Genomic DNA, 24,045 nt, shown 5'->3' on the forward strand with positions numbered 1-24,045 from the left:
GAGCTGGCGGAGGCGTCCGGGCAGCACCGGCTGCCCGGGGCGCCGGCGCCGCTCACCGCGACCAGCGCCGGCACCGGCGACGTGCTGGCGGCCGCGGTGCGGGCGGGGGGCCGCCGGATCGTGCTCGGCGTCGGCGGCAGTGCCTGCACCGACGGCGGCGCGGGCATGCTGGCCGCGCTGGGTGCCCGGTTGCTCGACAGCGCCGGGCAGGACCTTCCACCGGGTGGCGTGGCGTTGTCCCGGCTCGCTTCGCTGGATCTGTCCCGGGTGGACTTGTCCGGAGTGGACATCGAGCTGGCGAGCGACGTCGACAACCCGCTGTATGGCCTACGCGGGGCCGCGTTCGTCTACGGCCCGCAGAAGGGCGCGTCCCCCGACGAGGTCGGGACGCTGGACGCCGCGTTGCGGCATTGGGCGTCCCACGCCGGTCCGGAGTTCGCTTCGAAGCCCGGCGCGGGCGCCGCCGGGGGAGTGGGCTTCGCCGCGATGGCCGTGCTCGGCGCCCGGATGCGTCCGGGCATCGAGCTGCTGCTCGACCTGCTCGGGTTCGACGCCGCTTTGTCCGGAGCCTCGCTGGTCATCACCGGGGAAGGCTCGCTGGACACGCAGACGTTGTCCGGCAAGGCGCCGGCCGGGGTGGCCCGGGCCGCGGCGGCGAAGGGCATCCCGTGCGTCGCGGTGTCCGGGCGCTGTCAGCTGTCCTCGGTAGAGCTGGCCGAGGCGGGCATCGCGGCCGCGTACGCGCTGACCGACCTCGAACCGGACCCGGCGCGGTGCATGGCCGAGGCGGCGCCGCTGCTGCGCCGCCTCGCCCACCGCGTCGCGATCGACTACTTCTCGCTGTCCAGGTGATCGAGCTGGGCGGCGGCGTAGCGGTCGCCCGCCGCGGCCCCGGCCGGGACGGCGGCCTCGATTTCCGCCAGGTCACCGGGCGTGAGCTCGAGGTCGGCGCCCAGGGACTCGGCCAGCCGGGCGCGGGTGCGGGCACCCACCAGCGGGACGATGTCCTCGCCCTGCGCGGCGACCCAGCCGATGGCGAGCTGTGCAGTCGTGACGCCCTTGCCGGCGGCGAGCTTGCCCAGGGCGTCGGTCAGCGCCAGGTTGCGGTCGAGGTTCTCACCCTGGAACCGGGGGCTGTGGCCGCGGAAGTCGCCCGCGGTCAGTTCCCGCGACGGCGCCCAGTGCCCGCTGAGCAGGCCGCGCGAGAGGACGCCGTACGCGGTGACGCCGATGCCCAGCTCACGCGCCACCGGCAGGATGTCCGCTTCGATCCCGCGGGAGAGCAGCGAGTACTCGATCTGCAGGTCGGAGATCGGGTGCACGGCGGCGGCCCGCCGGAGCGTCTCGGCGCCGACCTCGGACAGGCCGATGTGCCGGATGTAGCCCGCCCGGACCAGCTCGGCCAGCGCACCGACCTGGTCTTCGATCGGCACGGCCGGGTCGAGCCGGGCCGGGCGGTAGACGTCGACGTGGTCGGTGCCGAGGCGGCGCAGGCTGTAGGCGAGAAAGTTCTTGACGGCCTCCGGGCGGCTGTCGTTGCCGAGCCAGGCGCCGTCCGGGCCGCGCAGCGCGCCGAACTTGACGCTGATCACCGCCTTGTCGCGGTCGCGGCCGCGCAGGGCGTCGCGCAGCAGCATTTCGTTGTGGCCCATGCCGTAGAAGTCGCCGGTGTCGAGCAGGGTGACGCCGGCGTCGAGGGCGGCGTGGATCGTCGCGAGCGACTCGGTCTCGTCGGCCGGGCCGTAGAGGTCGGACATGCCCATCAGGCCGAGGCCGAGGGCGCTGACGGCCGGACCGGTCCGGCCGAGGGTGCGGGTGCGCATGGGTTCTCCTGTTTCCGTTGATACCTGCCACAAAGTATCATCGATATCGAACGGCTGCTACTCCGGATTTGTTATCATTGGAACCATGGTGACGAAGACGGCGGTGGACACCCGCGAGCGGATCCTTGAAGCGGCGGCCGCGCTGCTGGTGGCGGAGGGGCGTGACGGCCTCTCGACCCGCGCGGTGAGCGCGGCGGCGGGTGTCCAGCCACCGGCGCTCTACCGGCTCTTCGGCGACAAGGACGGCCTGCTCGACGCGGTCGCCGCGTACGGGTTCGACGAGTACCTGACCGGCAAGCGCGCGCTGGGCTCCACCGGTGACGCGGTCGAGGACCTGCGTCGCGGCTGGGACCTCCACGTCGAGTTCGGGCTGTCGCGCCCGGAGTTCTACGTGCTCATGTACGGGGACGCGCGCCCGGGTCGCACCTCGCCGGCCGCCCGGGAGGCCGAGGCGATGCTGCGGAGCATCGTCGAGCGCGTCGCGGAGGCGGGCCGGCTTCGCGTGAGCGTCGAACGCGCGGCGCGGCTGGTGCACGCGACGGGCATGGGCGTGGTGCTGAACCTGATCGCGACGCCGGAGGGGGAGCGGGACGCCGAGTTGTCGGCGACGGCTCGGGAGACGGTGCTGAGCCGGATCCTCACCGGCACCGAGGAACCGGCCGGGTCGGACCTGCCGGAGCGGGCGATCGCGTTGCGCGCCGGTCTCGACGGCGCGGCGGTGCTGACCGACGCCGAGCGCGTGCTGCTCGCGGAGTGGCTGGACCGCATCGCCGACGCCTGATCCCCCCGTCCGCGTGTCTTGGCCGAGCCCGCTAGCGCTGCCTGCGCCGTTCGGCGGAGGGCTGGATCGATCCAGTCCGATCGGACATTGCCTGTCACCGGGACGTGGCCCAATATGTTGCCGCTCGCAACATATTGACGACAACGCCGTCGGAGGGTCTCGATGATCAGGTGGAAAGTGGTCCTGGCCTGCGCCGGAGCGGGAATTCTGCTGGCCGGGGCGCTGCCCGGCACGGCACTGGCGAGCGGCACCGCGACCGACTGCTGCGGCGGTGGCGCGTCCTGGGCGACCGGCAACAAGTCCGCCCTCGGGACCTCGACGACGACCGCGAGCCCGGTGTGGTTCACCGTCGCCGACGGCGTCACGTCCGAGGTCTTCTACCCGCGCGCCGACGTCCCGAACCTGCAGATGTTCGTTACAACCGCTGACCTGCGGTTCCTTGATTCCATCGGTATCAAGCACGGTCCAGCAGAATCCAGCGTATTGCCTGGTCAGGCGGTGGTTGAATGTCCCCCGTTTGCAGCGCTGTCCAGTGTTGTCCCGGCCGTCTCGGCCCCAGGGTTGGCCCCAAGATCGTCATTCGGCCCCATGGCGCGCAAATTCATCGGATCTTTCATTGCGGCGAGGAACTGCAGCCGCGCAGCCTCCGTGAACTGGACGTAGTCGGCGGTCTGATCCAACCGAGAATGCCCCATGATCACCTGGATCGTGAACGGGTCGACGCCGCGGTCCTTGGCCCACGTCGCGAACCCTCGGCGCACCGCGTACGGACTAACCAGGTGGGGAATGTTCGCCTTCTGGCACGCCCGCCTAAGGACGCCCTTGTAGTTCGCTGGCGACACGACCGCGCCGCGCGGCGATAGGAAGACGAGGACGCTGTTGCACTTGGACCCGTCACTGTATGGAATACCGCACCCGGCGGTCAGGTCGCGCCCTGCCAAGGCCTCGCGCGCGGCTTCGATCGCCTCGTCGAGCAGCGGTATGACACGGTCCTCCTCGTCCTTCGGATACGGCCGGATCACGGCGCGGCTCGCGATGTACACGTTCGAGACGGTCACTTCTTTGCGCTCGAAGTCGAGCTGGTCGGCGTGCATGCCGGCCAGCTCGCCAGGCCGCAAACCGGTGCGGCGATGGAATCGCAGCGCCCGCGCGTAACGCTCATGAAGGTGGCCGCCAACGACGTCGCCGCCTGGACCCGGTCGCCGACTGAGGACTTCCTCGTCGGTCCCGGAGAGCTGCCGCTTCCGCGTCCGCCTCTTCGGCTTCGGCAGCTCGACGCCGACGCAAGGCGAGGCGGTGAGCAGTGGCGGCTTCTGCTTGATGGTGGCATTCATAGAGATCCGGAACGGCGAATAGATGGTCCGGACCGTGTTCCACCGGCGGCCCGGGGTCAGCTCGCTGACCCACTCCTGGACGTCGGGCTGTTCGATCTCGTTGAGCGGCACGTCGCCCCACCTGGGACGGACGTGCGCCTTGACAGCGCGGGCCTCGACCTGCCACCGGCCTGACGACTGCGACGGTATCGGTGTCCATCATGGACATCGGCTTGCCGGGCAGCGGCGCCTGATGGGCGCTGCGAACGACCTGACCCGGGCCTTGCTCGACGTGCTGCGCGGGGTCCCCGGTGTGCGTCCGGCGACCCCGTCGAGCAGGCCGGAAGCCACGTGGGTGCCGTGGGACCTCGACGCGCTGGCCGTCGACATCAACGACGATCTCGTCCACATCCGGGTAGTCGCCCTGGCGCTGCCTCTACCGCCGATCCTGCGGCGCGCCGAGGCCGCGCTGCGCTCGGCACTGGACGAGTCCGGCCGGACGAGCGCCCGGCTGCGGCTGGTGGTCACCGACCTTGACGCGTCCGCGTTCAGCGGAGGTAACCCGTAGCGCGTCCGGCGGGAGACCGTAGTCACACGATCGGATCGTGACGATCTCCCGAACGTCGGGTCTTAGCGGTGTGGAAGGGACAACAGGAACCCGTGAACTTCCGCCCCAGGAAACAGAATTCGACACGAGGAGAACCGTCATGACGAACCCGGCCGCCACCAAGACCCCCGCTCACTCGACCGAAGTCGAGAAGACCGTCGCCGGTGGGCTGGCCTCGCCGCAGGGCTCGACCACGATCGCCGACACCGTCGTGGCGAAGGTCGCCGGGCTGGCGACCCGCGAGGTCTCCGGCGTCCACGCCCTCGGTGGCGGTGCGGCGCGGGCGTTCAGCGCGATCCGCGAGCGCATCCCGGGCGCGTCCGCCTCGGTCGCGCAGGGCGTGTCGGTCGAGGTCGGCGAACGCCAGGCCGCCGTCGACCTGCAGATCCTCGTCGAGTACGGCGTCTCCATCGCCGACCTCGCCCGCGCGGTCCGCAAGAACGTGATCACCGCCGTCGAGCAGATCACCGACCTGCAAGTCGTCGAAGTCAACATCAACGTCTCCGACGTGCACATCCCCGGCGACGACGGCGACGACACCCAGGACGTGACCGGCCGCCTCCAGTGACCACCGGCGTCGAGACCGACGCCGGCCGCATCGCCAACGCTGTGCAGGCCCTGCCCGACATCGCCGGCCTGCACAGCGGCCGGTTCGGCGAGATCACCACCCTGCTGCCCGGCCGCCGCATCCCCGGCGTCCGGATCCGCCCCGACGAGATCACCATCGGGGTCACCGGCCGCTACCCGGCCACCGTCCACCAGATCGCGGCCGACGTCCGCGCCGCGGTCGGACCGGTCGGATGCCCGGTGCACGTGCGCATCGGCGACATCGCGGCACCCACCTCGATCGCGGTCACCGTCGAAGAACCGCTCACCACGACCGAACCTCCGGCCCGTTCCTGACCATTCCGACCGGCTCCCACTCCCTGCGGGCCGATCGGCAACCAGCAAGGAGAAGCCCATGTCCAACACCCACCTCGGCCTCCTCACCGGCCTCACGCTCGGTCTCGCCGCCGCGTTCGGCGGCTTCGGCGCTTTCCTCGTCGTGCTCGTCCTCGGCGCGCTCGGCCTGCTCGCCGGCCGGGTCCTCGACGGCAAGCTCGACCTCTCGCAGCTCACCGGCCGCGACCGGGGCTGACCATGACCGCCACCCTGCAACGACCAGCCGTCGCCGACCTCGACGAGCGAGGCACCCTCACCGTCTCCGGCCGCACCGTCGAACGGATCGCCGCCCAGGTCGTGACGGAAGTCGAGGGTGCCGGCGGCGCGGCGAACCGCGTGCTCGGCGTCGCCGTCGGCGGCGAAGACCCTGACAACAGCGCGAAAGTCACTGCGACAGTGCACGGCGACACCGCCACGCTCGACGTGCGGCTCTCCATCAGCTACCCCAGACCGGTCGGCCGCACCACCGGAAACGTCCGCCGGCACCTGATGCGGCGGGTCACCGAACTCACCGGCCTCACCGTGTCGCGGGTGGACGTCACCGTCACCGCGCTGCACACCGTCACCAACGCGCCCAGGAGGGTTCAGTGAAACGCCGCCCCCGCCGCTCCACCCCGGCTACGCTCACCGCCCTCGTCCTGCTGGCCGCCTGCACGTTCGTCGCCGTGGTCGCGATCCAGATGATCCTGAACCAGACCCCCTGGGTCAGCTACCAGGCGATCGCCGACGCACTGCACGACGCGCACTGGAACGACCTGATCCCCGCGCTCGCCGGCGGCGGCGCCGCGCTGCTCGGGATCATTCTGCTGCTGACCGCGATCCTGCCCGGCAAGCTCACGATCCTGCCGCTGCACGGCGACCTGGACTCCGGTGCTTCGCGGCGCAGCTACCGCTCCACCCTCCGCGCCGCGGCATCCACAGTGGACGGTGTCGCCGGCGCGAAACTGATCCTCAAGCGCCGCAAGGTCACCGCAAAGGTGACCACCGGGCGCACCAACACCGACGGGCTCGCCGACGCCGTGCGCGGCGCGATCGAGCACCGGCTCGACCAGATCAACCCCGTCGTCCACCCGACCGTCAAGATCAAGGTCCACGCCGCCAGGAGCGCGTCATGACCAGCCTCAACCGCCCGGCTCGCCTCAACCGGACCCTGCTCGCCCTGCTCGGGCTGGTCCTGCTCGCCGCCGGCGGCTTCGCCATCGCCACCCACTTCGGCAAACTCGATGTTCTCGCCCCGGACTCGGCTCTTGCTCCCGGCGTGGGTACCCCGCCGACCTGGGCGCTGTACGTCGCTGCTGCCGTCGCGGTCATCCTGGGGTTGCTTCTGCTGCGATGGCTGCTCGCGCAGCTGGCCGGCAAACCCAAGAGCCACACCTGGCGTTTCGAGTCCGACCCGGATACCGGCCGCACCGAACTGGCCGCGAGCACCGCGATCCAGCCGTTCCTCGCCGAAGTGACGACCTACCCCGGTGTCCATGCCGCACACGCCACCCTGGCCGGCACCCGCGAGAACCCGGCCGTCGCGCTGGTCGTCAGCGTCGAGCAGGACGGCGACGTCGCCGCCATCCGTGACCGGATCGAGGAGGAGGGCCTCCCACGCTTGCATCAAGCCCTCGATCTCGATGCCTTGCCCTCAACCGTCGAGTTCCGGTTCTCCACGAAAGCCGGGACCCGCATCAGCTGACTCGCCGAACGTTGACCTCAGGCCTTGTCGAGGCGGGGATAGAGCACCTCTTCGGCCAGCAGAAGCAGGGCCGCGGCGACCGGGATGGCGACCAGCGCACCGATGACGCCGAGCAGCGCACCGCCGATGAGGACGGCGACGACGGTGACCAGCGCGGGCACTTTGAGCGCGCTACCGATGATCTTCGGGACCAGCAGGTAGTCCTCGACCAGCCGGTAGACGAGGGCGAATCCCACGGTCGCGAGGAACACCGGCAGGGACACCGTGAGCGCCACGAGGCTGATCAGCACCCCGCCGATCACGGACCCGACCACCGGGATGAGGTCCAGCACGGCGACGGCGATGGCCAGCAGTGCCGCGTACGGCACTCCGAAGATCAGCAGCCAGATCAGGGTGAGCACGCCGGCGATGACGGAGACGGCCAGGTTTCCCAGCACGTACCCGCCGACCTTGGCGAAGATGTCGTCGCCGATCAGGATCGCCCGCGGCCGGCGAGAATGCGGGATCAGGCGGTACATCGCGGCACGGATCCGGGGCAGGTCGGCGACGAAGTAGATGGTGAGCACGACCACGATCAGCATGTCGGTCACGGCGCCGAAGACGGCTTTGCCCGCCCCGAGTACACCGCTGGTGAGGCCGCCGCCCGAGCTGAACGCCGACTCGATCGCCTGTTGCAAGTGGAAACGCTCGTTGAGGCGGCCGAGGAAAGTGTTGTGGTCCTGGGCCTGGCGCAGGTACTGCGGGGCCTCGTTGACCAGTGCGGTGGCTTGTTCGACGATGACGGGGATGGCGGCGGCGAGGAACCCGCCGACCGCGCCGAAGGCGACAACGAACACGGCGGTGACGGCGAGCCAGCGCGGGAAGCGGTGGTTGACCAGCCAGGACACGACCGGTTCCAGGCCGATGGCGAGGAACAGGGCCAGCCCGACCAGCACGAGGATCTGCTCGGCGCCGGCGAGGAGCTGGATCAGGCCGTAGGTCACGGCGACGCCGGCCGCGGCGGCCATGCCGATGAAGAACGGTGACCGCCGGTCGAGTCGTTTGCCGACCGTTCCCAGTGGCTGCTCGGGGGTGCTGATCTCGGCGGCCTCGGCTTCGGCCTCGGCGATCGTGCCTTCGTCGTCGTTGTGTGGCTGGCCCACCAGCGAGTGGTGTCCTTCGGCGGCGGGATCGGACGAGGACGTCATGGGCACCGCACTGTCTCGCACCCGTGGGTGCGTGGAGGAAGGCCGGCTCGATCTTGTGAACGGATCTGCGCGCGGGTGATCGGCTGTAGGCTCAACCTTGAGCAGGGTAGCGGACCCGGTCTGGACTGATCTGGGGCGGCAAGTTCCCTGTTGAGGGATGGCATTGGGTAATGGGGAAAGAATGAGGACGACGCGGCTAAAACGGCGACCGGACGCCGAGGCCACCTCGTTCTCGCCATGGTGCGTGACCCGCGGGGGCGCCGTGCGGGCTGCGTCCCAGTTCCGGTGCGAGGCCCGGGCCGGTAGGCCTTGACGCCGGACCGCGGAAAGACAGATCACCGCCTGGCCTCAGCGTGAACCTGCTGTGGCGACCGCTGGCGCGAACCCTCGCCTCGCCACCGCAGCAGTCGCCTGCGCCGGCGTTCCTCACGAGTGACCATGGGTTCGGCACAGAAGTGTCTCGACAATGGTGGAGCGTGAAGCTGCCGACCGGCTGATCAGCGTGAGGGGGCGGCGCACCACGTCGCCTGGGACCAGGGCAGGCTCGACCAGTTGCCGGGTGCAGTGTTGCGGGATCCGAAGCGGGACCGATACTGCCTCGGTGGTGAAGTATCCGACTTTCTCGAGGTCCTTCACCAATCGGCCGGGGAGCGTCGACGACAGGCCGATCATCTGGAGCCCGAGCCATTTCGCGCAGTCACCAAGCGGTCGGCAATTCGACAAGTACTCATATTACGACTTACCAGCACTCGGCCAGGGCCGCATCGCGGGCCGGATGGGGGGCTCGCGCTCGGCGCCCACGGCCCGGACACCGGCGAGCTCGTCTCGCTCGAGCTGCACGTCCGCAGTGGCAGATCGATCCCCGCGGTGGGCGGCGTCTGACCGGTTGGTGTTCGACCTCGATCCCGGGCCCGGGACCTCGATCGTGGACTGTTGCCGGGTTTCCGAACGGCTCCGCGACCGGCTCGACGCTGACGGGCTCACCCCGTTCGCGAAGACGTCCGGAAATGTCGAAGGCACCCTCGACGGGCTCGCCGCCACCCGGGCCCGCGGCTGCGTCGGCGGCTGGTTTCGGCGCTGACCCCAAGCCAAGCTCGAAACCGCCCCAGCAGATGTTCGACGCGGGCCGCTGGCATCGACACCTCCACCCCGGGCGGCCGGGTCGTCGCCGCGCAGCTGCGCCACCACCGGTTGCTGCGTCGCCACGGCGACCGCGCAACGACCTAGGTCGCCGTCGCCGACCGCGGCGCGATCTACGAGTCGGAGACGTTCCGGCGCTCGTTTGTTTCAGAACCTATGACAGGCAACGTTTTGGGTAATGCGCGATGTACCCGTTGTGGTGACGCACCATGTAAGGCACTGGATGTCGCACGTCATGCCGAACCTTGGAGGGTTTGATGCCCGCTCCGCGCACCGACCGCCGCCCCGACGTCCTGACATGGGCCGAGAAGCACGGGTGGAAACACGACCACGCCACCTTCGACAACGGCCAGATCATCCGGGACGAGTTCCGCAAGGACGACATGGTCGCGCGCGGTCTGGCTGCACACCCCCTACAGCGACGCGATGTGGGCCCGCGGGCTGCTGGAGCGGCCGATGCGGGCTCCGCTGACCATCCCGCGGGCGGCCCGCTCGACCAGCCGCCCCAGCCTCGAAGCCGTTCTCAACGGCACCCAGCCGGGAATGTGATCGGCATGGTCTTCCGCGATCTGAGCACCGACCGGCTGCACGAAGCCGCCACCTACTTCGCCGCCGGCGAGGCCGCCCGCCGCACCCGCCACCGCATCGCGGTCGTGCCGGAGGAACGACCCTTCCGGCTGGAGATCAACGGCCACGCCGTGCGGGTGTTCTCCCGGCGCACCGCCCAGGAACGGCCGATGCGCCGCGGCACCCAGCAGGACGTCGCAGGAGCGCACTCGCTGGTGTTCGTCGACCTCTTCGCCGACACCCCCGCCTTCTACATCACCCCACCGGACGTCGCAGCGGGTGAAGTGGAGCAGTGGCGCGACCGCTGGGACCGACTCGACGCATCCTGATCCTCGGTCGTGGCCGGTGCCAACTCCCAGGACGCCGGTCGTCACCACCTTTGCCGGGGTTCGTCGCGGCCGCCCCGGGGTCCCTGCGGGGGGACGGCGCGCCCCGGGCCGGCTCACTGATCACTGTCACCGCCTGCGCCTGCGGCGCCAGGGCCGAACGGCCCTCGATGCAGACGGCCGGCATGGGCCAGCAGCCGGTGTTGTCCGACGGCGATCGCGATACCGAGGGCGGCCCCGCCGGCGACGTCGCCGGGCCAGTGCACGCGGGTCCGGACCCGCCCGTAGCAGACCACGGTCGCGAGCGGGACGGTGAGCAGCCCCGCCGACGGGGCGGTCAGGACGGTAGCCGTGGTGAACGCCGCGGCGACCATGGCGTGGTTGGACGGGAATGACGACGAGGTGGGGTGTTCCGGTAGCGCCTGTCGTGCGGGGACTGCGTGGGCGCGTGGCCGCCGTCGCGGTAGCAGCAGCCCGAGCAGATGTCCGCCGGCCATTCCCGTCGCGGCGGCCATCAGCCCGCGTCGCGCTGCTCGCCGCCAGTGGCCGCCGCGCAACGACAGGAGTCCGGCCACGCCCAGCCACAGGCCGCCGCCACGGGCTCCGGTGGTCACTCCGACCACCCAGGTCGGCGGCCGCGAGGCTGATAGGCCGGTTCCTTCCCGCGCCTCGGTCACTGCTGCGTGATGGTGGTGATGGTGTGTCACTCCTGGCAGATGCCACAGCCAGGTCGAGTTGAATCCCCTCCACCGGCACAAGTGCGGCGGCCTGTTCTCGACGAAGTTGGGCGGGAGGGGTTGAGCACCCCGGTCGGGTGGGTAGGTCACCGGCAAGCGGGATCGGGACCCCGCTCGGGGACAGGCGGCGGTCTGCCGGGATGACCAACCCCTTCACCGTCGGGGCGGTGAAGGAATCCAGGGTCATCTCAGCAGGCCGCCGTCGTCACGCTCACACCGTCCCATCGCAGTCGCTCAGCGCCCAGCGAGCTCTGTAGGTGAGGAGCCGTGCCTCGCGAGCGTTCAACGCGAACACGACGACGTGGCGAGGCAGGCAGACGACGCAGCGACTGGGGCTGGGGCTGGGGCGAAGCACGCCGTACAGGCGGTCGCGCACGTCGACCGCTGTGCGTACGTGAACTCGGCCGTGGGCGGGCTTACCAATTTCGGCAAGGGCGCGACGCATGGGACGGTCGAGCGGATACACATAGCGGTGCGTCACCGTACGCTCGACGACGCGGCGGGTACCCGGATCGATGGTACGGCGGACGAACTGTTCAGCGGTTTCCCCGGCCGGCCGGGCCACCGCCATATGGCGCAGGGTCCGGTCGTGCGCAAGCTGCCCGTGAACGATGTAGGAGGCGTTCGTGGGGTTGGTGGTGCCGGTGTAGATCCAGTTCCGGCTTGGTAGATGTTGCCCCGGTGGCCGTGGGCGGTGTCGGCGTAGGACACGCTCAGCCGCAGGCCGGGGCAGACGGCGCGGAGCTGCCGCAGGCTGGCCGCGACCATCTGGGTTACCGGGTGCTCGTGCGGTCGGAGCGCGGCGAGCTGCGGCTCGACGCATTCGGTCTGGTCAAGGCCGTAGGGGCTGCCGAGCGCGGCCGTGGCGGATCGGCCGAACATGACCACGCCGGTGAGCTCGCCGCGTTCCCAGACGCCGACGGGGCGATCTTGCTGCGTCGCATCTTCTGTGAGGAGTGCCAGCGCAGGCCCGCGTGCTGCGCGGCATGCCGGCTGCAGGGCGCCACGAGCAGCGGCACGGCCGGGTCAGCGTGCGGTCCGCCGGGCGGGGGTAGCTCCGCGGCATCGGCAGGCCAGGGTGCGGGCCGAGAACTGGTCGAGGCGGGGAGTAAGCCGCGATCCGCGTCCGGGCCGATGGGCTCGACGCAAGGATCGGCCGGATCCTGGAAGGGTATGGATAGGGTCGCGCCCATGGGATTCGACTGGGAAAGCATCCTCGGCACGAGCGTCGGGATGGTCCACGGATGCTCCTATGGATGTCAAGAGCTGAGTTGAAGATCGTTTGTGGTGATCAGCTGGTAGAGCTCTCGGGCGATGTAGCGTTTGAGGCAGCGGATGATCTCCTTCTTCGACAAGCCCTCGCGGGTCCGTCGTTCGGTGTAGGCGCGGGTGCGTGGGTCCCAGCGCAACCGGCAGAGCACGACGCGGTAGAGGACAGCGTTGGCTTGGCGATCGCCGCCCCGGTTGAGCCGATGACGGGTTGTTTTCCCGGACGAAGCGGGAATGGGTGCGACACCGCAGAGCATCGCGAACGCCGCCTCGGAGCCGATGCGGTCGTGGTTTTGCCCGGCGGTGACCAGCAACTGTCCCGCGACGTCGGGGCCGACACCGTTGGCGGCGGCCAGGCGCGGGTTGGTCGCGACGACCAGCGGGCCGAGCAGCGCGTCCAGTTCACCGATCTCGACGGAGAGCTGCTGGTGCCGGCGGGCCAGTGACCGCAACGCGATCTTCGTGGCGGTGACCGGGGTCGCCGCGTCGGTCGTGTCGGGCCGCATCCCGGCGCAGACGGCGATCAGCTTCGCGACCGTGAGACCGCGCAGGCGTTCGCGCAGCGTGTCGGCGGCAGTCACGATCAGCGCCTTGATCTGGCGTTGGGTGTCGGCGCGTTGCTCCACCGCGCTGCGGCGCGCGGCCCGCAGGTTGCGCAGCGCTTCGACCTGGCCTTCGCGGTGTTTCGGGATACCGGTACGGGTTTCGGCCATGGCTGTCTTGGCGGCTTGGATCGCGTCGATCGGGTCGGACTTTCCCTGGAAACGACGGGTTTTGCGGTCTGGGCACCGGCCACGTCGGGCAGTTACGCGGTTTCGGTCTCGGCTGTGGTAGAAGGCATTGTCGTCCTGTTGCTCGTTGCTGGGCAGGGCGGCACGCACCAGCCGGGCATGGTGGACAAGACAGAGATGGGGCCTCTGGCCAGGCTCCTATGAAGTCACGGTCGCCAGGTTCGGTGCGTGCGACGAGCACCTCCCGGCCGGGCCGACATATCCGGTTGAAGACCCGAAGTCAGTCAGTAGCTGGGTCAGGCCCCGGCCCGGAGGTGCTCCCCGACATCATCTCTGTCAGTAGCTGCTTGACCTGCCCGACCCAGTCGATCTTGGTTCGCTGAGCCAGGGCGTGCACGCGGCGCAGGACGTCGGCGATCGGGATGATGAGCCGCAGCCCCGGTTCGCGCACGCCCGGTACCCGGCCGAGCCGGAACAGGACACCGCGTTCGTATTGCTTGACGCTCCGGATCGCCGACGCCAGCAGGATCAGCAGCACGGCGACGATGGCGACGATCACGAGACCGTTCATGGTGCTCCAGAATTCGCGAGCGGGAGCCGGCACCCGCCCGGGGAGGGGAGCGGGTGCCGGCCGGAGGGTGACGCCTCAGCCTGCGAGCGTCACCTGGTTGTCGACCGCGGTCACTCCGGCGGCGAACCAGGCGGTCTGTTCGACCGCTCGGCGTTCGGCCGAGGAAGAGACCGTGCCCGAGAGCGTGACGTGGCTTCCGGACACCCCGACTTCGACGTGCGGGGCGTCCGACGCCGCGTGCCGGCGCAGCGCGGCCTTGATCCGGCCTTGGGTTTCGGCCGGCGGGACGAGCGTCGCGGTGTTCAACGTGATCAGATTCCGGATCCCGCTCACGCCCGGCAGCGCCGCCATCGCGTGCCGGGCGGCCTCACGCTGGAACTGCCAGTCCACCGTGCCGCGCAACGTGATCACCTGGTCGGTGACGTCGACTCGCACCGATCCCTTCGGCACGACCACCGTGCGGCGGTCGAAGACGATCGCGGCTTCCCGGGCGAGGTCGGCGTCCGCCGGCGCGTCGGCGGCGTGCCGGACGACGATCTCGTCCGCGGTCACGGTAATGCCGTAGACGCGGGTCGCGGCGCGAAGGGCTTCTTCCAATTCGGGGTAGGTTCCGACGTTCCCGGACAGCGTCGCCGCGCCGTCGGTGACGGTCACGCCGATTTCCTCGGCGTTGACGCTGGGGGTCCAGGCCAGCTCATCGGTGATCGCGCGCTCGAGCTCGTGGTCCGCCCTGTGCTGGGTCTGTGTCATGGAGCGACCGTGTTCCGTCCAGCGGCCTGGGCCTAGAGTCCTGCGGCCTCTCTTCCGGGGTCGTTCGGCCGGCGGGCGACGCGGCCAGCTCCGCCGGCACGGGCGTAAGGTGGAGGTATCGCCCTGGACCCCCGGCGAATTCGGTGCGGCCGGGACCGAAGCCGGAATTTCGAGCGAGTCCTGGATTTCCTCATCTGATCAGCGGACCGCGCACGCATGGTCAACCATCGGCAAAAGGAGGATCAGGCATGTCGAAGATCGATGTCGAACCAGGTGTCGCTGTCGCGGAAATTGACGGTCGAGCGGCAGCCGTGTGCCTGGTGTGCCCCCATTCCGTGGAATCGCACGACATGATAGCGAGGCGGTTCTGCACGGCAACGCTGGCGAGCGTGATCAACCGCGGCTGCGTCTGTGCCGGCAAACCGGAAAAAGCCGTGACCACGGCGATGCGCGTCCGGAAATGAATGATTCCGTCATGAACGCCACTGGCGAGCCCGCCGGCGAGGTCCCCGGCCCCGCAGGTGCGACAGGAGCGCCGGCCATGACCTTCGTGTCGAACAGTGCCGCGGGCCCCGTGGTCGGCTCCCCGGCCGTCGGCAGGCGGCTGCGGTTGAAGTCACCGGGTGCGGTAAAGGGCTGCTTCGACGGCGGCTGGTGGCCGCGCTCGCGGGACCCGGTGGCGGAATTCAGCGCCTTGATCACCGCGCTCGCCGCCGACTCGGGCCCCGTGGACCGGATCGGCTTCAACCCGGCGTCGTGGGACCTGGCTCCCCGGAAGCTCGCCCTCGAAGCCGGTCTCGTGCAGTTGGCGGGTTTCGCCGGCCTGGACCGGCACACCGTTGTCGTGATCGGACCGAGCATCCGCCGGTTGACCCTGCTGGTGATCCCGGCCTGCGTCGAGCCGGCCGCGGCGGAGCGAGCGCTGGAGGCAGCCGCCGCGCCGGACGCCGTCGGCTCCGCCGTGCTGATCCTGACCACCAGTGGCGCCCTCGAGCCCGTCCACCGGAACGGCGTGAGCACCACCGCCGGCGTTCACCACACCGGCCGTTGTGCCGGAGCCCGGAGCACCACGTGCCCGTGAACCCGAACGAACGACCACCGCTCGAACCGGCCATCGACCGGCTGCGGCTCAAGCCCCCGTTTTCGGCGAACGGCTTCGTCGACGGGGGGTGGTGGCCGCGCTCCGGTGACCTGACAGCCGAGGCCCCCACGCTGGTGGAGGCGCTCGCCGACCGGATCGGGCCGGTGTGGCGAGTGGCGTTCGCCCCGGCCGGCTGGGCGGTCACCGCCGGCACCACGGTCTTCCGGGGCAGGCTGCTGCGGCTGGAGGGAATCAGTACGCAGGACCGGTACGTCGTGCACGTGACCGGCGGGACGATGCGCCGCGTCACGCTCCTGGTCGTGCCACCAGAGGCGGACGCCGCGGCCGCCGGACTGGCGTTGGCGGCAGCCGCGGGGCAGGACAACGAGGCGAGCCCGGAGACGATCCTGGACGACTCCGGTGCCTTGCCCGGACGTCGCGACAGCGCTGTGTCCCGCTGGGAATCAGAAGGCGGCGCGACGCGCACCGGCGAGACGGTCGATCAAGATCCGGCCGAGCAGTCAGGCTTCTTGCTCCACCAACTGAAAACGGTCACCAGCGGCGCGAGGTGAACCGCGCCGAAGCCGTCGCGGAAATACTGGTACGGGCGGGGAAGCCGGTCCTGGTGCATGTCGGTGTGCCGCGCAGGCCGGCTCGCCGATTCGAATCTCCTTCGCGAAGGTCGAGGCGCCCATGTCCACCCGCACCACCTCAGCGCCCGGGCGACCGACCGTCCCCGCCCTCGATGTCGCCCACGCTGCGGCCCTGCCTGCTGAAGCGGTCCTGGACGCGCTCGGCGTCACGATCGACGGGCTGACCGCCGGCGACGTCGTCGAACGGTCGGCGCGGTACGGGCCAAACGCGGTCTCGTCGCACCGGGCGCGGTTGGTCCCGGTGCTGTGGCACCAGCTGCGTTCGCCGTTGCTGGTGCTGTTGATGGTCGCCGCCGTAGCGTCCTCCTTCGTCGGCGAGCGCAGTGACGCGGTGATCATCGGGGTGGATCGTCGCCGTCTCGGTCGGACTGGGGTTCGTCAACGAGTACCGCGCGGAAAAGGCCGCGGAAGCACTGCACGCGCAGATCCGGCACGAGACCGTGGCGATCCGGGACGGTCACCCCGTGCAGGTGGACGTGACCGCACTGGTGCCCGGGGACGTCGTCGAGGTGAAGCTCGGCGACGTCGTCCCGGCCGACCTCCGGCTGCTGTCGGTGACCGGGCTGGAATGCGATGAGTCGGTGCTGACCGGAGAATCACTGCCGCTGGAGAAGGACACCGCGGCCGTCCCCGAGGGCGCCGCGCTGGCCGAATTGTCCGGATGCGCGCTGATGGGCACCGTCGTGCACGCCGGCAGCGCCACCGGCGTCGTGGTGTCGACCGGCGCCCGCACCGGGTTCGGGGCGATCGAGGCCGGCCTGGGCACCCACCAGCTCGACACCGAGTTCCAGATCGGGCTGCGGAAGTTCTCGATGCTCCTGGTGTACGTCGCCGGCGTGCTGACGACGTCGATCTTCGCGATCAACGTGGTGCTGCACAAGCCGATCCTCGACGCGTTGCTGTTCTCGCTCGCGATCGCGGTCGGCATCACCCCGCAACTGCTGCCCGCGGTCGTGTCGACCAGCCTTGCCGCCGGGTCACGCCGGATGAGCCGGCGCAAGGTGCTGGTCAAGCGGCTGGTGTGCATCGAGGACCTGGGCAACGTCGACGTGCTGTTCACCGACAAGACCGGCACCCTCACCCTCGGCCACATCGAGTACATGCGGGCCGTCCCGGCGGGCGGCGGCGGTCCTGACGAAGTGCTGCGCTGGGGGCTTCTCTGCACCGAGAACACCGCCGCGGTCGGCGGCAACCCGCTGGACCAGGCGCTGTGGGGGTCGCCGGCCTCGGTGGCGCAGCGGTCCGCGTTGGCCGGCTACACGAGGCTGGGCGTGCTGCCCTTCGACCACGAGCGGCGCATGATCTCCGTGGTCGTCCGCGATCCGGCGGGCCACACCGCCTTGGTGACCAAAGGTGCCCCGGAGACCGTGCTGGACCGCTGCACCGGCGTCCCGCCCGAAGCGCGGCACGCCCTGAACGCCGAGTTCGCTGCGGGCAACCGGGTCGTCGCCGTGGCCATGCGGCCGTTCCCCGGCGGGCAGCCACCGGCGCCCGCGGACGAACAGGGCCTGACGCTGCTCGGGTTCCTGGTGTTCCTCGACCCGCCCAAGCACGACGCCGCGCGGTCTCTGCGGCGGCTGGGCGACCTGGGCATCGCGGTCAAGGTCGTCACCGGCGACAACCCCGCGGTGGCCGCGAAGGTCTGCCACGACATCGGACTCGGCGACGGCGCCGCGCTCACCGGCGCCGAAATCGGCGGTCTCGACGATCTCCAGCTCGCCGACGCGATCACGCGGACCACGGTGTTCGCCCGGGTGAACCCCGAACACAAGGCCCGCATCGTGCGCGTCCAGCGGCTCAGCGGCGGCGGGGTGGCGTTCCTCGGCGACGGCGTCAACGACGCACTTGCGCTGCACGCGGCCGACGTCGGCATCTCGGTGGACTCGGCCACCGACGTCGCCAAGGACGCCGCCGACGTGATCCTGCTGGAGAAGGACCTCGACGTGCTCGCCGACGGCGTCACCGAAGGGCGGCGGATCTTCGCCAACACCATCAAGTACGTGCTGATGGGCACGTCCAGCAACTTCGGCAACATGTTCTCCGCCGCGGGCGCGTCGCTGTTCCTGACGTTCCTGCCGATGCTGCCCTCGCAGATCCTGCTCAACAACCTGCTCTACGACACCAGCCAGCTCGCCATCCCCACCGACACCGTCGACGAGGACCAGCTCCGCCGCCCCTCCCACTGGGACATCGGGTTCATCCGCCGGTTCATGGTCTTCTTCGGCCCGCTCAGCTCGGTGTTCGACTTCGTCACCTTCGGCGTCATGCTGTGGGTGTTCCACTCGGGCCCGGACCAGTTCCGCACCGGCTGGTTCGTCGAATCCCTGGCCACCCAGACCCTGGTGATCTTCGCCATCCGCACCCGGCGGATCCCGTTCTTCCGCAGCCACCCCAGCCTGCCGCTGACCCTGGGAGCCCTCGGCGTCGTCACCGTCGGCGCGTTGCTGCCGGCCACCCCGCTGGTCGGTACGCTCGGTTTCTCACCGTTGCCAGGCGGGTTCTTCGCGGCGTTGGCTGGGATGGTGCTGGGCTATCTCGCCCTGATCGAGGTGGGCAAGCGCATCTTCTACCGAGTAGTGCGGACCAAGCCGGCCGGGCCACCGCCCGGCAGTTCTCGCCGTCATTTACGCCGTCGGGCCGCCTACTTCAGCACCGCGGACCTGTCCGGGCGCCGGCCCGGCCAACGTGCCGAAATACCCTTCGTCCAAGGACTTCGGTGACTGGTGAACCGCCGGCGGACAGACGAAGATGGCCTGCTCGTCGGGAGCCGCGGAACGGCGGGCGCGGGCGAGGTTCTGGTCAAGACTCGCGGAGGTACCGAAACCTACCGGGCCTACTCCGACGTGTCCCTCCCGAAGGGATCGGCCGTCCTGGTCGTCGGGTGCCGCCCACACCGCGTTGTCGACGTCATCGTCTGGTCCGTCCCCTTCACCCACAGCTGGGAGAACAATGATGTTCGGTTACCGAGTACCCGCGCCCGACGAGGCGATGCTCATCTCCGGTGGCAAGAGCAGCGGGGCGGGCGAAACACCGTTCCGGGTGGTCACCGGGCACGGCGCGTTCGTCATGCCGTTCTTCCGGAAGGTGCGGTTTCTGACGCTGAGCATGGCCGAGGCCGAAGTGTCCGAAACTTGTGTGACGAAGCAGGCCATCACGCTCAACGTCCGCGCGGTCATCGCGTTCAAGGTCGGCAACGACACGGAGAGCATCGTCAACGCCGGCCAGCGGTTCCTCTCCGACCAGGAGCAGATGTCGATCCTCACCGGGCGGATCTTCGCCGGGCACCTGCGCTCGATCGTCGGCTCGATGACCGTCGAGGAGATCGTCACCGAGAGGCAGAAACTCGCCACCGAAGTGCTCGACGGTTCGGCCTCGGAGATGGCCAAGATCGGCCTGACGATCGACTCGTTGCAGATCCAGTCGATCGACGACATGAAGCTCGGCTACATCGCCGCGATGGCCGCGCCGCACAACGCCGCGATCCAGCGTGAGGCCCAGATCGCCCAGGCCCGCGCCGACCAGGCCGCGGCCGAGGCAGCGCAGGAGTCGCAGCGGAGGCAGGCGGAATACGCGCGCCAGACGTCGGTGGTGCAGGCCCAGTACAAGGCCGAAGTGGACAAGGCCCAGGCCGAAGCCGCCCAGGCCGGCCCCTTGGCCCAGGCGACGGCACAACGCGAAGTGATCCAAGCACGAACCGAGCTGGCTCAGCGCGAGGCTCTGCTGCGGCAGCAGCAGCTGGTCGCGGAGATCGTGAGGCCTGCCGAGGCTCAGGCGGAGCAGGTGCGCGTGATAGCTCACGCGGATGCCGAGGCGATGGAGGTCAAGGCCGCGGCCGCCGCGTCCCACGACCGCGTGGCCCTCGACCGGCTGATCATCGAGCAGCTTCCGCAAATCGTGCGCGAAGCGGCACTGGGGCTCAGCGGTGCCCATGTCACCGTCCTCAACGGAAGTGACGGTCTCGGTGAGATCGCCGCCGGTCTGTCGGTCAGGGAATGGCGATCCTCGAATCGGTCAAGAAAGGTATCTCCGAGCCTGCCGCGCACCGCCCGGGCGAGGAACTGGCCACGGGTGCGGCGGGGAGGGCGAACAGCCACGCTGCCGCGGGCTGATACCGCCTTCACGGGTTACCGGCACTCGGGACGGACGGAAGGCGGTGCCCGATGCGGCTGCTGACGGTGAATCCCGGCTCGTCGAGCGTCAAGCTGTCGGTCGTCGATGACGGCCTGGAGATCGACCGGGCCACGGTCGGCGTCGCCTCGGCCGCCTCTGCTCGGCAGCCGCTGGCCGATCTGCTGGCCCGCCGGCACCGGATCGACGCGGCCGGCGTGCGGTTCGTGCACGGCGGTCCGAGCACCGACCCGGTGCGGCTGGACGACGCGGAGACCGCGCGGCTGACCGCGTTGACCCCGCTGGCGCCGCTGCACCAGCCGCTGTCCCTGGAGCTGGCCGGGGTGGTCGCGGAGATCGTGCCGGGGCCGGTGTACGCGTGTTTCGACACCGCTTTCCACGCGCTGATGCCGGAATCCGCGGCGCGCTACGCGCTGCCGAGGAGCTGGGTTCGCGAGCACGAACTGCGCCGCTACGGCTTCCACGGTCTCTCCTGCGCGTACGCCCTGCGCCGCACGGCCGAGCTGCTCGACCGGGACCACGCCGAGCTGCAGCTGGTCTGCTGCCACATCGGGGCCGGTGTTTCGGTGACCGCTGTCCGCGACGGCCACAGTGTCGACACGTCGATGGGCTTCACCCCGCTGGAGGGGGCGGTCATGGCCACCCGCTCCGGCAGCGTCGACCCGGGTCTGCTCCTGTACCTGCTGCGATCCGGCGTCACCGACGCTGCCGGGCTCGACGACGCGCTCGATCGCGGCAGCGGCCTGGCCGGGATGACCGGCACCGGCGGTGACGTGCGGGACGTGCTGGCCGCGCGGGAGTGCGGCGACCCGGACGCCCGCACCGCGATCGAGGTCTACCTGCACCGGCTGCGCCGGGAGATCGGCGCGATGGTGGCGTCTCTCGACCGCCTGGACGCACTGGTGTTCACCGGCGGCGTCGCGGAACACCAGCCGGCCCTGCTGGCCGAACTCTGCGGACGGCTGGGGATCTTCGGGGTCCGGACCGATTCCGGGCGCCTGGCCGCCGAGGGCGATCGGCAGGTCGGCCGGGGGGACGAGCCCGTGCGGGTGCTGGTCGTGTCCGCGCGCGAGGGGCTGGAGATCGCCCGGCAGACGACTCTCGCGATGGCCGATCGAGCGGCGGGTGCCGGAGGACCTCGCGATCGGTGACGAACGACCGCAGTGCGCCCGCGGCCGTGCGCCTAGCGTCAGGACGGACGAAGGAGGTCTTCGATGCAAGCACGGGACATCATGAGCAGCCCCGTCGTCTCGGTGACTCCGGACATGACGGTGAAGTACGCCGCGAACCTGTTGTCCGCCCACGGCTTCACCGCGCTCCCGGTCCTCGACGCCGACGGCCGGCTGATCGGCGTGGTGACCGAAGCGGACCTCCCTACGACGAGCACGACCGGGATCTGGACCTGAGGTGGTGGGCCGCGGTGAACTACCTGACCGTCGCCCAGATCTACCTGCGGGACAACCCGCTGTTGCGCGAACCCCTCTCGGTCGAGGACATCAAGCCGCGCCTGCTCGGGCACTGGGGCACCAGCCCCGGGCTGTCCCTGATCTACACCCTGCTCAACCGGCTCATCCGCGACACCGGCACCGACTGCGTCTACGTCGCCGGTCCCGGTCACGGCGGACCGGCCCTGCTCGCGAACGCCTACCTCGAAGGCACCTACGGCGAGGTCTACCCCGGCGTCTCGGCCGACGTCGCGGGGTTGCGGAGGCTGGTGCGGCAGTTCTCCACGCCCGGTGGCGTGCCGAGCCACGTCGGTGTCCAGACACCCGGCAGCATCCACGAGGGCGGCGAACTCGGTTACGCCCTCGCCCACGCCGCGGGCGCCGCGTTCGACCACCCAGATCTCCTCGTGGCCTGCGTGGTCGGCGACGGCGAAGCGGAGACCGGGCCGCTGGCGGCGTCCTGGAAGATCCCCGCCTTCCTCAACGCCCGCCGCGACGGCGCCGTCCTGCCGATCCTGCACCTCAACGGGTACAAAATCTCCGGCCCCACCGTGCTCGGCCGGGCCGACGACAGCGACGTCCTCGGGCTGCTCATCGCGCAGGGCTGGGATCCCGTCCTCGTGTCCGGGGACGACCCCGCCGCGGTGTTCACCGAACTGCACCACGTCCTCGCCGCCGCCCACGACCGGATCCGCGACAACCAGCAGCGGGCGCGCACCGGCACGGCCGAGCCGTTCCGGCCGGTCCGCTGGCCGGCCATCGTCCTGCGCACCCCGAAGGGCTGGACCGGCCCGGACGTCGTCGACGGCGTCGCGATCGAAGGCACGTTCCGGGCGCACCAGGTGCCGCTGACCCTGGTCCGGGAGGACGTCGGACATTTCCAGTTGCTCGAGCGGTGGCTGCGGTCCTACGCCCCGGAAACCCTCTTCGACGCCGTCGGCCGGCTCGTCCCGGAGCTGGCCGCACTCGCCCCCAAGGGGGACAAGCGGATGTCCGCCAGCCCGTACGCCAACGGCGGGCGGCTGCTGAGACGGCTCGACATCCCCGTCCTGGCCCCGTACGCCGTCGCCGTGCCGGCGCCCGGTGTCGTGCACCACGGCAACACCCGCCCGTTCGGCGAGCTGCTGCGCGACGTCTACCGCGCCAGCACCCGGGAATCCGACGGCGGCGGCACGTTCCGGTTGTTCTGCCCGGACGAAACGGCCAGCAACCGGCTCGCTGCCGTCTTCGAGGCCACCGACCGCTGTCTGCAGGCACCGATCGTCACCACCGACGACCACGTCTCACCCGAGGGCCGGGTCATGGAGGTACTTTCGGAGCACCTGTGCCAGGGCTGGCTGGAGGGCTACCTGCTGTCGGGCAGGCACGGCCTGTTCGCGACCTACGAAGCGTTCGCGATGGTGTCGGCGTCGATGCTGATCCAGCACACCAAGTGGCTGCAGCACGCGGCGGACCTGCCGTGGCGGCGCTCGGTCGCGTCGCTCAACGTGCTGCTGACCTCGACCTGCTGGCGCAACGACAACAACGGTTTCTCGCACCAGGGGCCGGGCCTGATCGACATCGCCATCCCGCTCGCACCCGGCGTCGTGCGCGTCTGGTTCCCGCCGGACGCCAACACCACGCTGTCGGTGGCGGACCACTGCCTGCGCAGCCGTGACCACGTCAACCTGATCGTCGCCGACAAGCAGGAGCACCTGCAGTACCTCGACCTCGAGGACGCGGCCGCGCACTGCGCCGCCGGAGCGTCCACATGGGACTGGGCCGGCACCGAAACGGCCGATGAGGAGCCCGACATCGTGCTCGCCGCGGCCGGTGACGTGCCGACCCTGGAGATCCTGGCCGCCGCCCGGCTGCTGCGCGACTACGTCCCGTATCTGCGGGTGCGGGTGGTCAACGTGGTCGACCTGATGGGCCTGCTCCCGCCCGGCGACCACCCGCACGGGTTCGGTGACCGGAAGTTCGAGCGGCTGTTCACCACCGGCGCCGACGTCGTGTTCGCCTTCCACGGCTACCCCCGGGCGGTGCACCAGCTGCTGCACGGCCGCCCCGACCCCGGTCGGTTCCACGTCCGCGGCTACACCGAGCAGGGCAGCACCACCACGCCGTTCGACATGGTCGTGCTCAACCGGATGAGCCGCTACCACCTCGTCCTGGAAGCACTGCGCAGGTCCGCCCGGGTGCCCGAAGGTGGTGCGGCGCTGGCGCGGCATTGCGACGTCATGCTCGCCCGCCACCACGGCTACATCCGCGAACACTTCGAGGACATGCCGGAGATCCGGGGCTGGACCTGGGCCAGCTGACCGGCGGCGG

Annotated in this window: 26 protein-coding genes and 4 pseudogenes; 22 read left to right on the top strand and 8 right to left on the bottom strand. The window is 70.3% G+C overall.

Translation table 11 applies throughout. The features are described 5' to 3' along the window. A partial coding sequence (locus tag AB0N03_RS04660) for a glycerate kinase (RefSeq protein WP_364365398.1) occupies window positions 1-852 on the top strand: 852 nt, incomplete at its 5' end. Here AB0N03_RS04660 and AB0N03_RS04665 read toward each other — a convergent pair. Further along, the gene (locus AB0N03_RS04665; RefSeq protein ID WP_364365401.1) at window positions 831-1,823 is read right to left on the bottom strand and encodes an aldo/keto reductase; all 993 of its coding nucleotides are present in this window, start codon (window positions 1,821-1,823) and stop codon (window positions 831-833) included. The genes AB0N03_RS04660 and AB0N03_RS04665 overlap by 22 nt on opposite strands. An 85-nt stretch (window positions 1,824-1,908) precedes the next feature. On the opposite strand from AB0N03_RS04665, the gene AB0N03_RS04670 reads away from it, so the two are divergent. Both AB0N03_RS04670 and AB0N03_RS04675 read left to right on the top strand, forming a co-directional pair. Beyond that, a complete protein-coding gene (locus tag AB0N03_RS04670; RefSeq protein ID WP_364365404.1) occupies window positions 1,909-2,604 on the top strand; it encodes a TetR/AcrR family transcriptional regulator in 696 nt (231 codons plus the stop codon). A gap of 162 nt (window positions 2,605-2,766) precedes the next feature. Continuing rightward, window positions 2,767-3,009 (top strand): annotated as a pseudogene (locus tag AB0N03_RS04675) (glucan 1,4-alpha-glucosidase); the annotation flags it as partial. An 86-nt stretch (window positions 3,010-3,095) separates the two neighbouring features. Here AB0N03_RS04675 and AB0N03_RS04680 read toward each other — a convergent pair. Beyond that, window positions 3,096-4,049, bottom strand: coding sequence for a tyrosine-type recombinase/integrase (locus AB0N03_RS04680; protein WP_364365407.1), 954 nt, complete (start codon window positions 4,047-4,049; stop codon window positions 3,096-3,098). Between the two features lie 121 nt (window positions 4,050-4,170). Between AB0N03_RS04680 and AB0N03_RS04685 the strand changes: the two genes are divergently transcribed. The 7 genes from AB0N03_RS04685 to AB0N03_RS04715 all read left to right on the top strand — a co-directional run bounded on the left by AB0N03_RS04685 (window position 4,171) and on the right by AB0N03_RS04715 (window position 7,150). Continuing rightward, complete coding sequence (locus AB0N03_RS04685) at window positions 4,171-4,485, top strand: hypothetical protein (protein WP_364365410.1); 315 nt, start codon at window positions 4,171-4,173, stop codon at window positions 4,483-4,485. Between the two features lie 139 nt (window positions 4,486-4,624). Then, complete coding sequence (locus AB0N03_RS04690; RefSeq protein ID WP_364365412.1) at window positions 4,625-5,092, top strand: Asp23/Gls24 family envelope stress response protein; 468 nt, start codon at window positions 4,625-4,627, stop codon at window positions 5,090-5,092. After that, on the top strand, window positions 5,089-5,427 hold the full coding sequence (locus AB0N03_RS04695; RefSeq protein ID WP_364365415.1) for a hypothetical protein: 339 nt from the start codon (window positions 5,089-5,091) through the stop codon (window positions 5,425-5,427). Before AB0N03_RS04690 ends, AB0N03_RS04695 begins: the two co-directional genes overlap by 4 nt. A 58-nt stretch (window positions 5,428-5,485) precedes the next feature. Further along, window positions 5,486-5,662 carry a hypothetical protein gene (locus AB0N03_RS04700; protein WP_364365418.1) on the top strand — a complete coding sequence of 59 codons (177 nt, stop codon included), beginning with the start codon at window positions 5,486-5,488 and terminating at the stop codon, window positions 5,660-5,662. Window positions 5,663-5,664: 2 nt separating this feature from the next. Further along, window positions 5,665-6,057, top strand: coding sequence for an Asp23/Gls24 family envelope stress response protein (locus AB0N03_RS04705; RefSeq protein ID WP_364365421.1), 393 nt, complete (start codon window positions 5,665-5,667; stop codon window positions 6,055-6,057). After that, the gene (locus tag AB0N03_RS04710; protein ID WP_364365424.1) at window positions 6,054-6,581 is read left to right on the top strand and encodes a DUF6286 domain-containing protein; all 528 of its coding nucleotides are present in this window, start codon (window positions 6,054-6,056) and stop codon (window positions 6,579-6,581) included. The genes AB0N03_RS04705 and AB0N03_RS04710 overlap by 4 nt, the downstream gene beginning before the upstream one ends. After that, window positions 6,578-7,150, top strand: coding sequence for an alkaline shock response membrane anchor protein AmaP (locus tag AB0N03_RS04715; RefSeq protein WP_364365427.1), 573 nt, complete (start codon window positions 6,578-6,580; stop codon window positions 7,148-7,150). Before AB0N03_RS04710 ends, AB0N03_RS04715 begins: the two co-directional genes overlap by 4 nt. A 17-nt stretch (window positions 7,151-7,167) precedes the next feature. Here the strand turns inward: AB0N03_RS04715 and AB0N03_RS04720 are convergent, their stop codons facing one another. Beyond that, window positions 7,168-8,292, bottom strand: a complete 1,125-nt coding sequence (locus AB0N03_RS04720) for an AI-2E family transporter (RefSeq protein ID WP_364366269.1) — start codon at window positions 8,290-8,292, stop codon at window positions 7,168-7,170. A gap of 925 nt (window positions 8,293-9,217) precedes the next feature. On the opposite strand from AB0N03_RS04720, the pseudogene AB0N03_RS04725 reads away from it, so the two are divergent. The 3 genes and pseudogenes from AB0N03_RS04725 to AB0N03_RS04735 all read left to right on the top strand — a co-directional run. Then, window positions 9,218-9,346: pseudogene (locus tag AB0N03_RS04725) on the top strand (ATP-dependent DNA ligase); the annotation flags it as partial. Window positions 9,347-9,903: 557 nt separating this feature from the next. Continuing rightward, complete coding sequence (locus AB0N03_RS04730) at window positions 9,904-10,026, top strand: hypothetical protein (protein ID WP_364365430.1); 123 nt, start codon at window positions 9,904-9,906, stop codon at window positions 10,024-10,026. Window positions 10,027-10,031: 5 nt separating this feature from the next. Beyond that, window positions 10,032-10,373, top strand: coding sequence for a hypothetical protein (locus AB0N03_RS04735; protein ID WP_364365433.1), 342 nt, complete (start codon window positions 10,032-10,034; stop codon window positions 10,371-10,373). A 113-nt stretch (window positions 10,374-10,486) separates the two neighbouring features. On the opposite strand, the gene AB0N03_RS04740 is transcribed toward AB0N03_RS04735, so the two are convergent. The 5 genes from AB0N03_RS04740 to AB0N03_RS04760 all read right to left on the bottom strand — a co-directional run bounded on the left by AB0N03_RS04740 (window position 10,487) and on the right by AB0N03_RS04760 (window position 14,428). Beyond that, entirely contained in the window at window positions 10,487-10,984 is a 498-nt protein-coding gene (locus tag AB0N03_RS04740) for a phosphatase PAP2 family protein (RefSeq protein ID WP_364365436.1), read from the bottom strand. A 334-nt stretch (window positions 10,985-11,318) separates the two neighbouring features. Then, window positions 11,319-11,678: a hypothetical protein gene (locus AB0N03_RS04745; RefSeq protein WP_364365438.1), complete on the bottom strand. Its 360-nt coding sequence runs from the start codon at window positions 11,676-11,678 to the stop codon at window positions 11,319-11,321. A 688-nt stretch (window positions 11,679-12,366) separates the two neighbouring features. Further along, a complete protein-coding gene (locus AB0N03_RS04750) occupies window positions 12,367-13,257 on the bottom strand; it encodes a transposase (RefSeq protein ID WP_364365441.1) in 891 nt (296 codons plus the stop codon). Window positions 13,258-13,387: 130 nt separating this feature from the next. Next, a complete protein-coding gene (locus tag AB0N03_RS04755; protein ID WP_364365444.1) occupies window positions 13,388-13,678 on the bottom strand; it encodes a hypothetical protein in 291 nt (96 codons plus the stop codon). Window positions 13,679-13,753: 75 nt separating this feature from the next. Further along, window positions 13,754-14,428: a BON domain-containing protein gene (locus tag AB0N03_RS04760; protein ID WP_364365447.1), complete on the bottom strand. Its 675-nt coding sequence runs from the start codon at window positions 14,426-14,428 to the stop codon at window positions 13,754-13,756. 248 nt (window positions 14,429-14,676) lie between these two features. On the opposite strand from AB0N03_RS04760, the gene AB0N03_RS04765 reads away from it, so the two are divergent. The 9 genes and pseudogenes from AB0N03_RS04765 (at window position 14,677) to AB0N03_RS04805 (ending at window position 24,035) form a co-directional block, all read left to right on the top strand. Next, window positions 14,677-14,892 (top strand): RGCVC family protein, encoded by a 216-nt coding sequence (locus AB0N03_RS04765; protein ID WP_364365450.1) that lies wholly within the window; start codon window positions 14,677-14,679, stop codon window positions 14,890-14,892. Between the two features lie 77 nt (window positions 14,893-14,969). Continuing rightward, window positions 14,970-15,509 (top strand): DUF5994 family protein, encoded by a 540-nt coding sequence (locus AB0N03_RS04770; RefSeq protein ID WP_364365453.1) that lies wholly within the window; start codon window positions 14,970-14,972, stop codon window positions 15,507-15,509. After that, complete coding sequence (locus AB0N03_RS04775) at window positions 15,500-16,081, top strand: DUF5994 family protein (protein ID WP_364365456.1); 582 nt, start codon at window positions 15,500-15,502, stop codon at window positions 16,079-16,081. The genes AB0N03_RS04770 and AB0N03_RS04775 overlap by 10 nt, the downstream gene beginning before the upstream one ends. Before the next feature lie 121 nt (window positions 16,082-16,202). Further along, a pseudogene (locus tag AB0N03_RS04780) lies at window positions 16,203-16,406 on the top strand (cation-transporting P-type ATPase); the annotation flags it as partial. A gap of 124 nt (window positions 16,407-16,530) precedes the next feature. Next, window positions 16,531-18,882, top strand: coding sequence for a magnesium-translocating P-type ATPase (mgtA, locus tag AB0N03_RS04785; protein ID WP_364366271.1), 2,352 nt, complete (start codon window positions 16,531-16,533; stop codon window positions 18,880-18,882). A gap of 268 nt (window positions 18,883-19,150) precedes the next feature. Beyond that, window positions 19,151-20,335 carry an SPFH domain-containing protein gene (locus AB0N03_RS04790; RefSeq protein WP_364366273.1) on the top strand — a complete coding sequence of 395 codons (1,185 nt, stop codon included), beginning with the start codon at window positions 19,151-19,153 and terminating at the stop codon, window positions 20,333-20,335. Beyond that, window positions 20,323-21,441, top strand: a complete 1,119-nt coding sequence (locus AB0N03_RS04795) for an acetate kinase (protein ID WP_364365459.1) — start codon at window positions 20,323-20,325, stop codon at window positions 21,439-21,441. Before AB0N03_RS04790 ends, AB0N03_RS04795 begins: the two co-directional genes overlap by 13 nt. A 63-nt stretch (window positions 21,442-21,504) precedes the next feature. Next, window positions 21,505-21,663, top strand: a pseudogene (locus tag AB0N03_RS04800) (CBS domain-containing protein); the annotation flags it as partial. Window positions 21,664-21,692: 29 nt separating this feature from the next. After that, entirely contained in the window at window positions 21,693-24,035 is a 2,343-nt protein-coding gene (locus AB0N03_RS04805) for a phosphoketolase family protein (protein ID WP_364366276.1), read from the top strand. Window positions 24,036-24,045: the final 10 nt, after the last annotated feature.

The organism is Amycolatopsis sp. NPDC051061 (assembly GCF_040682935.1).
Classification (GTDB): Bacteria; Actinomycetota; Actinomycetes; order Mycobacteriales; family Pseudonocardiaceae; genus Amycolatopsis.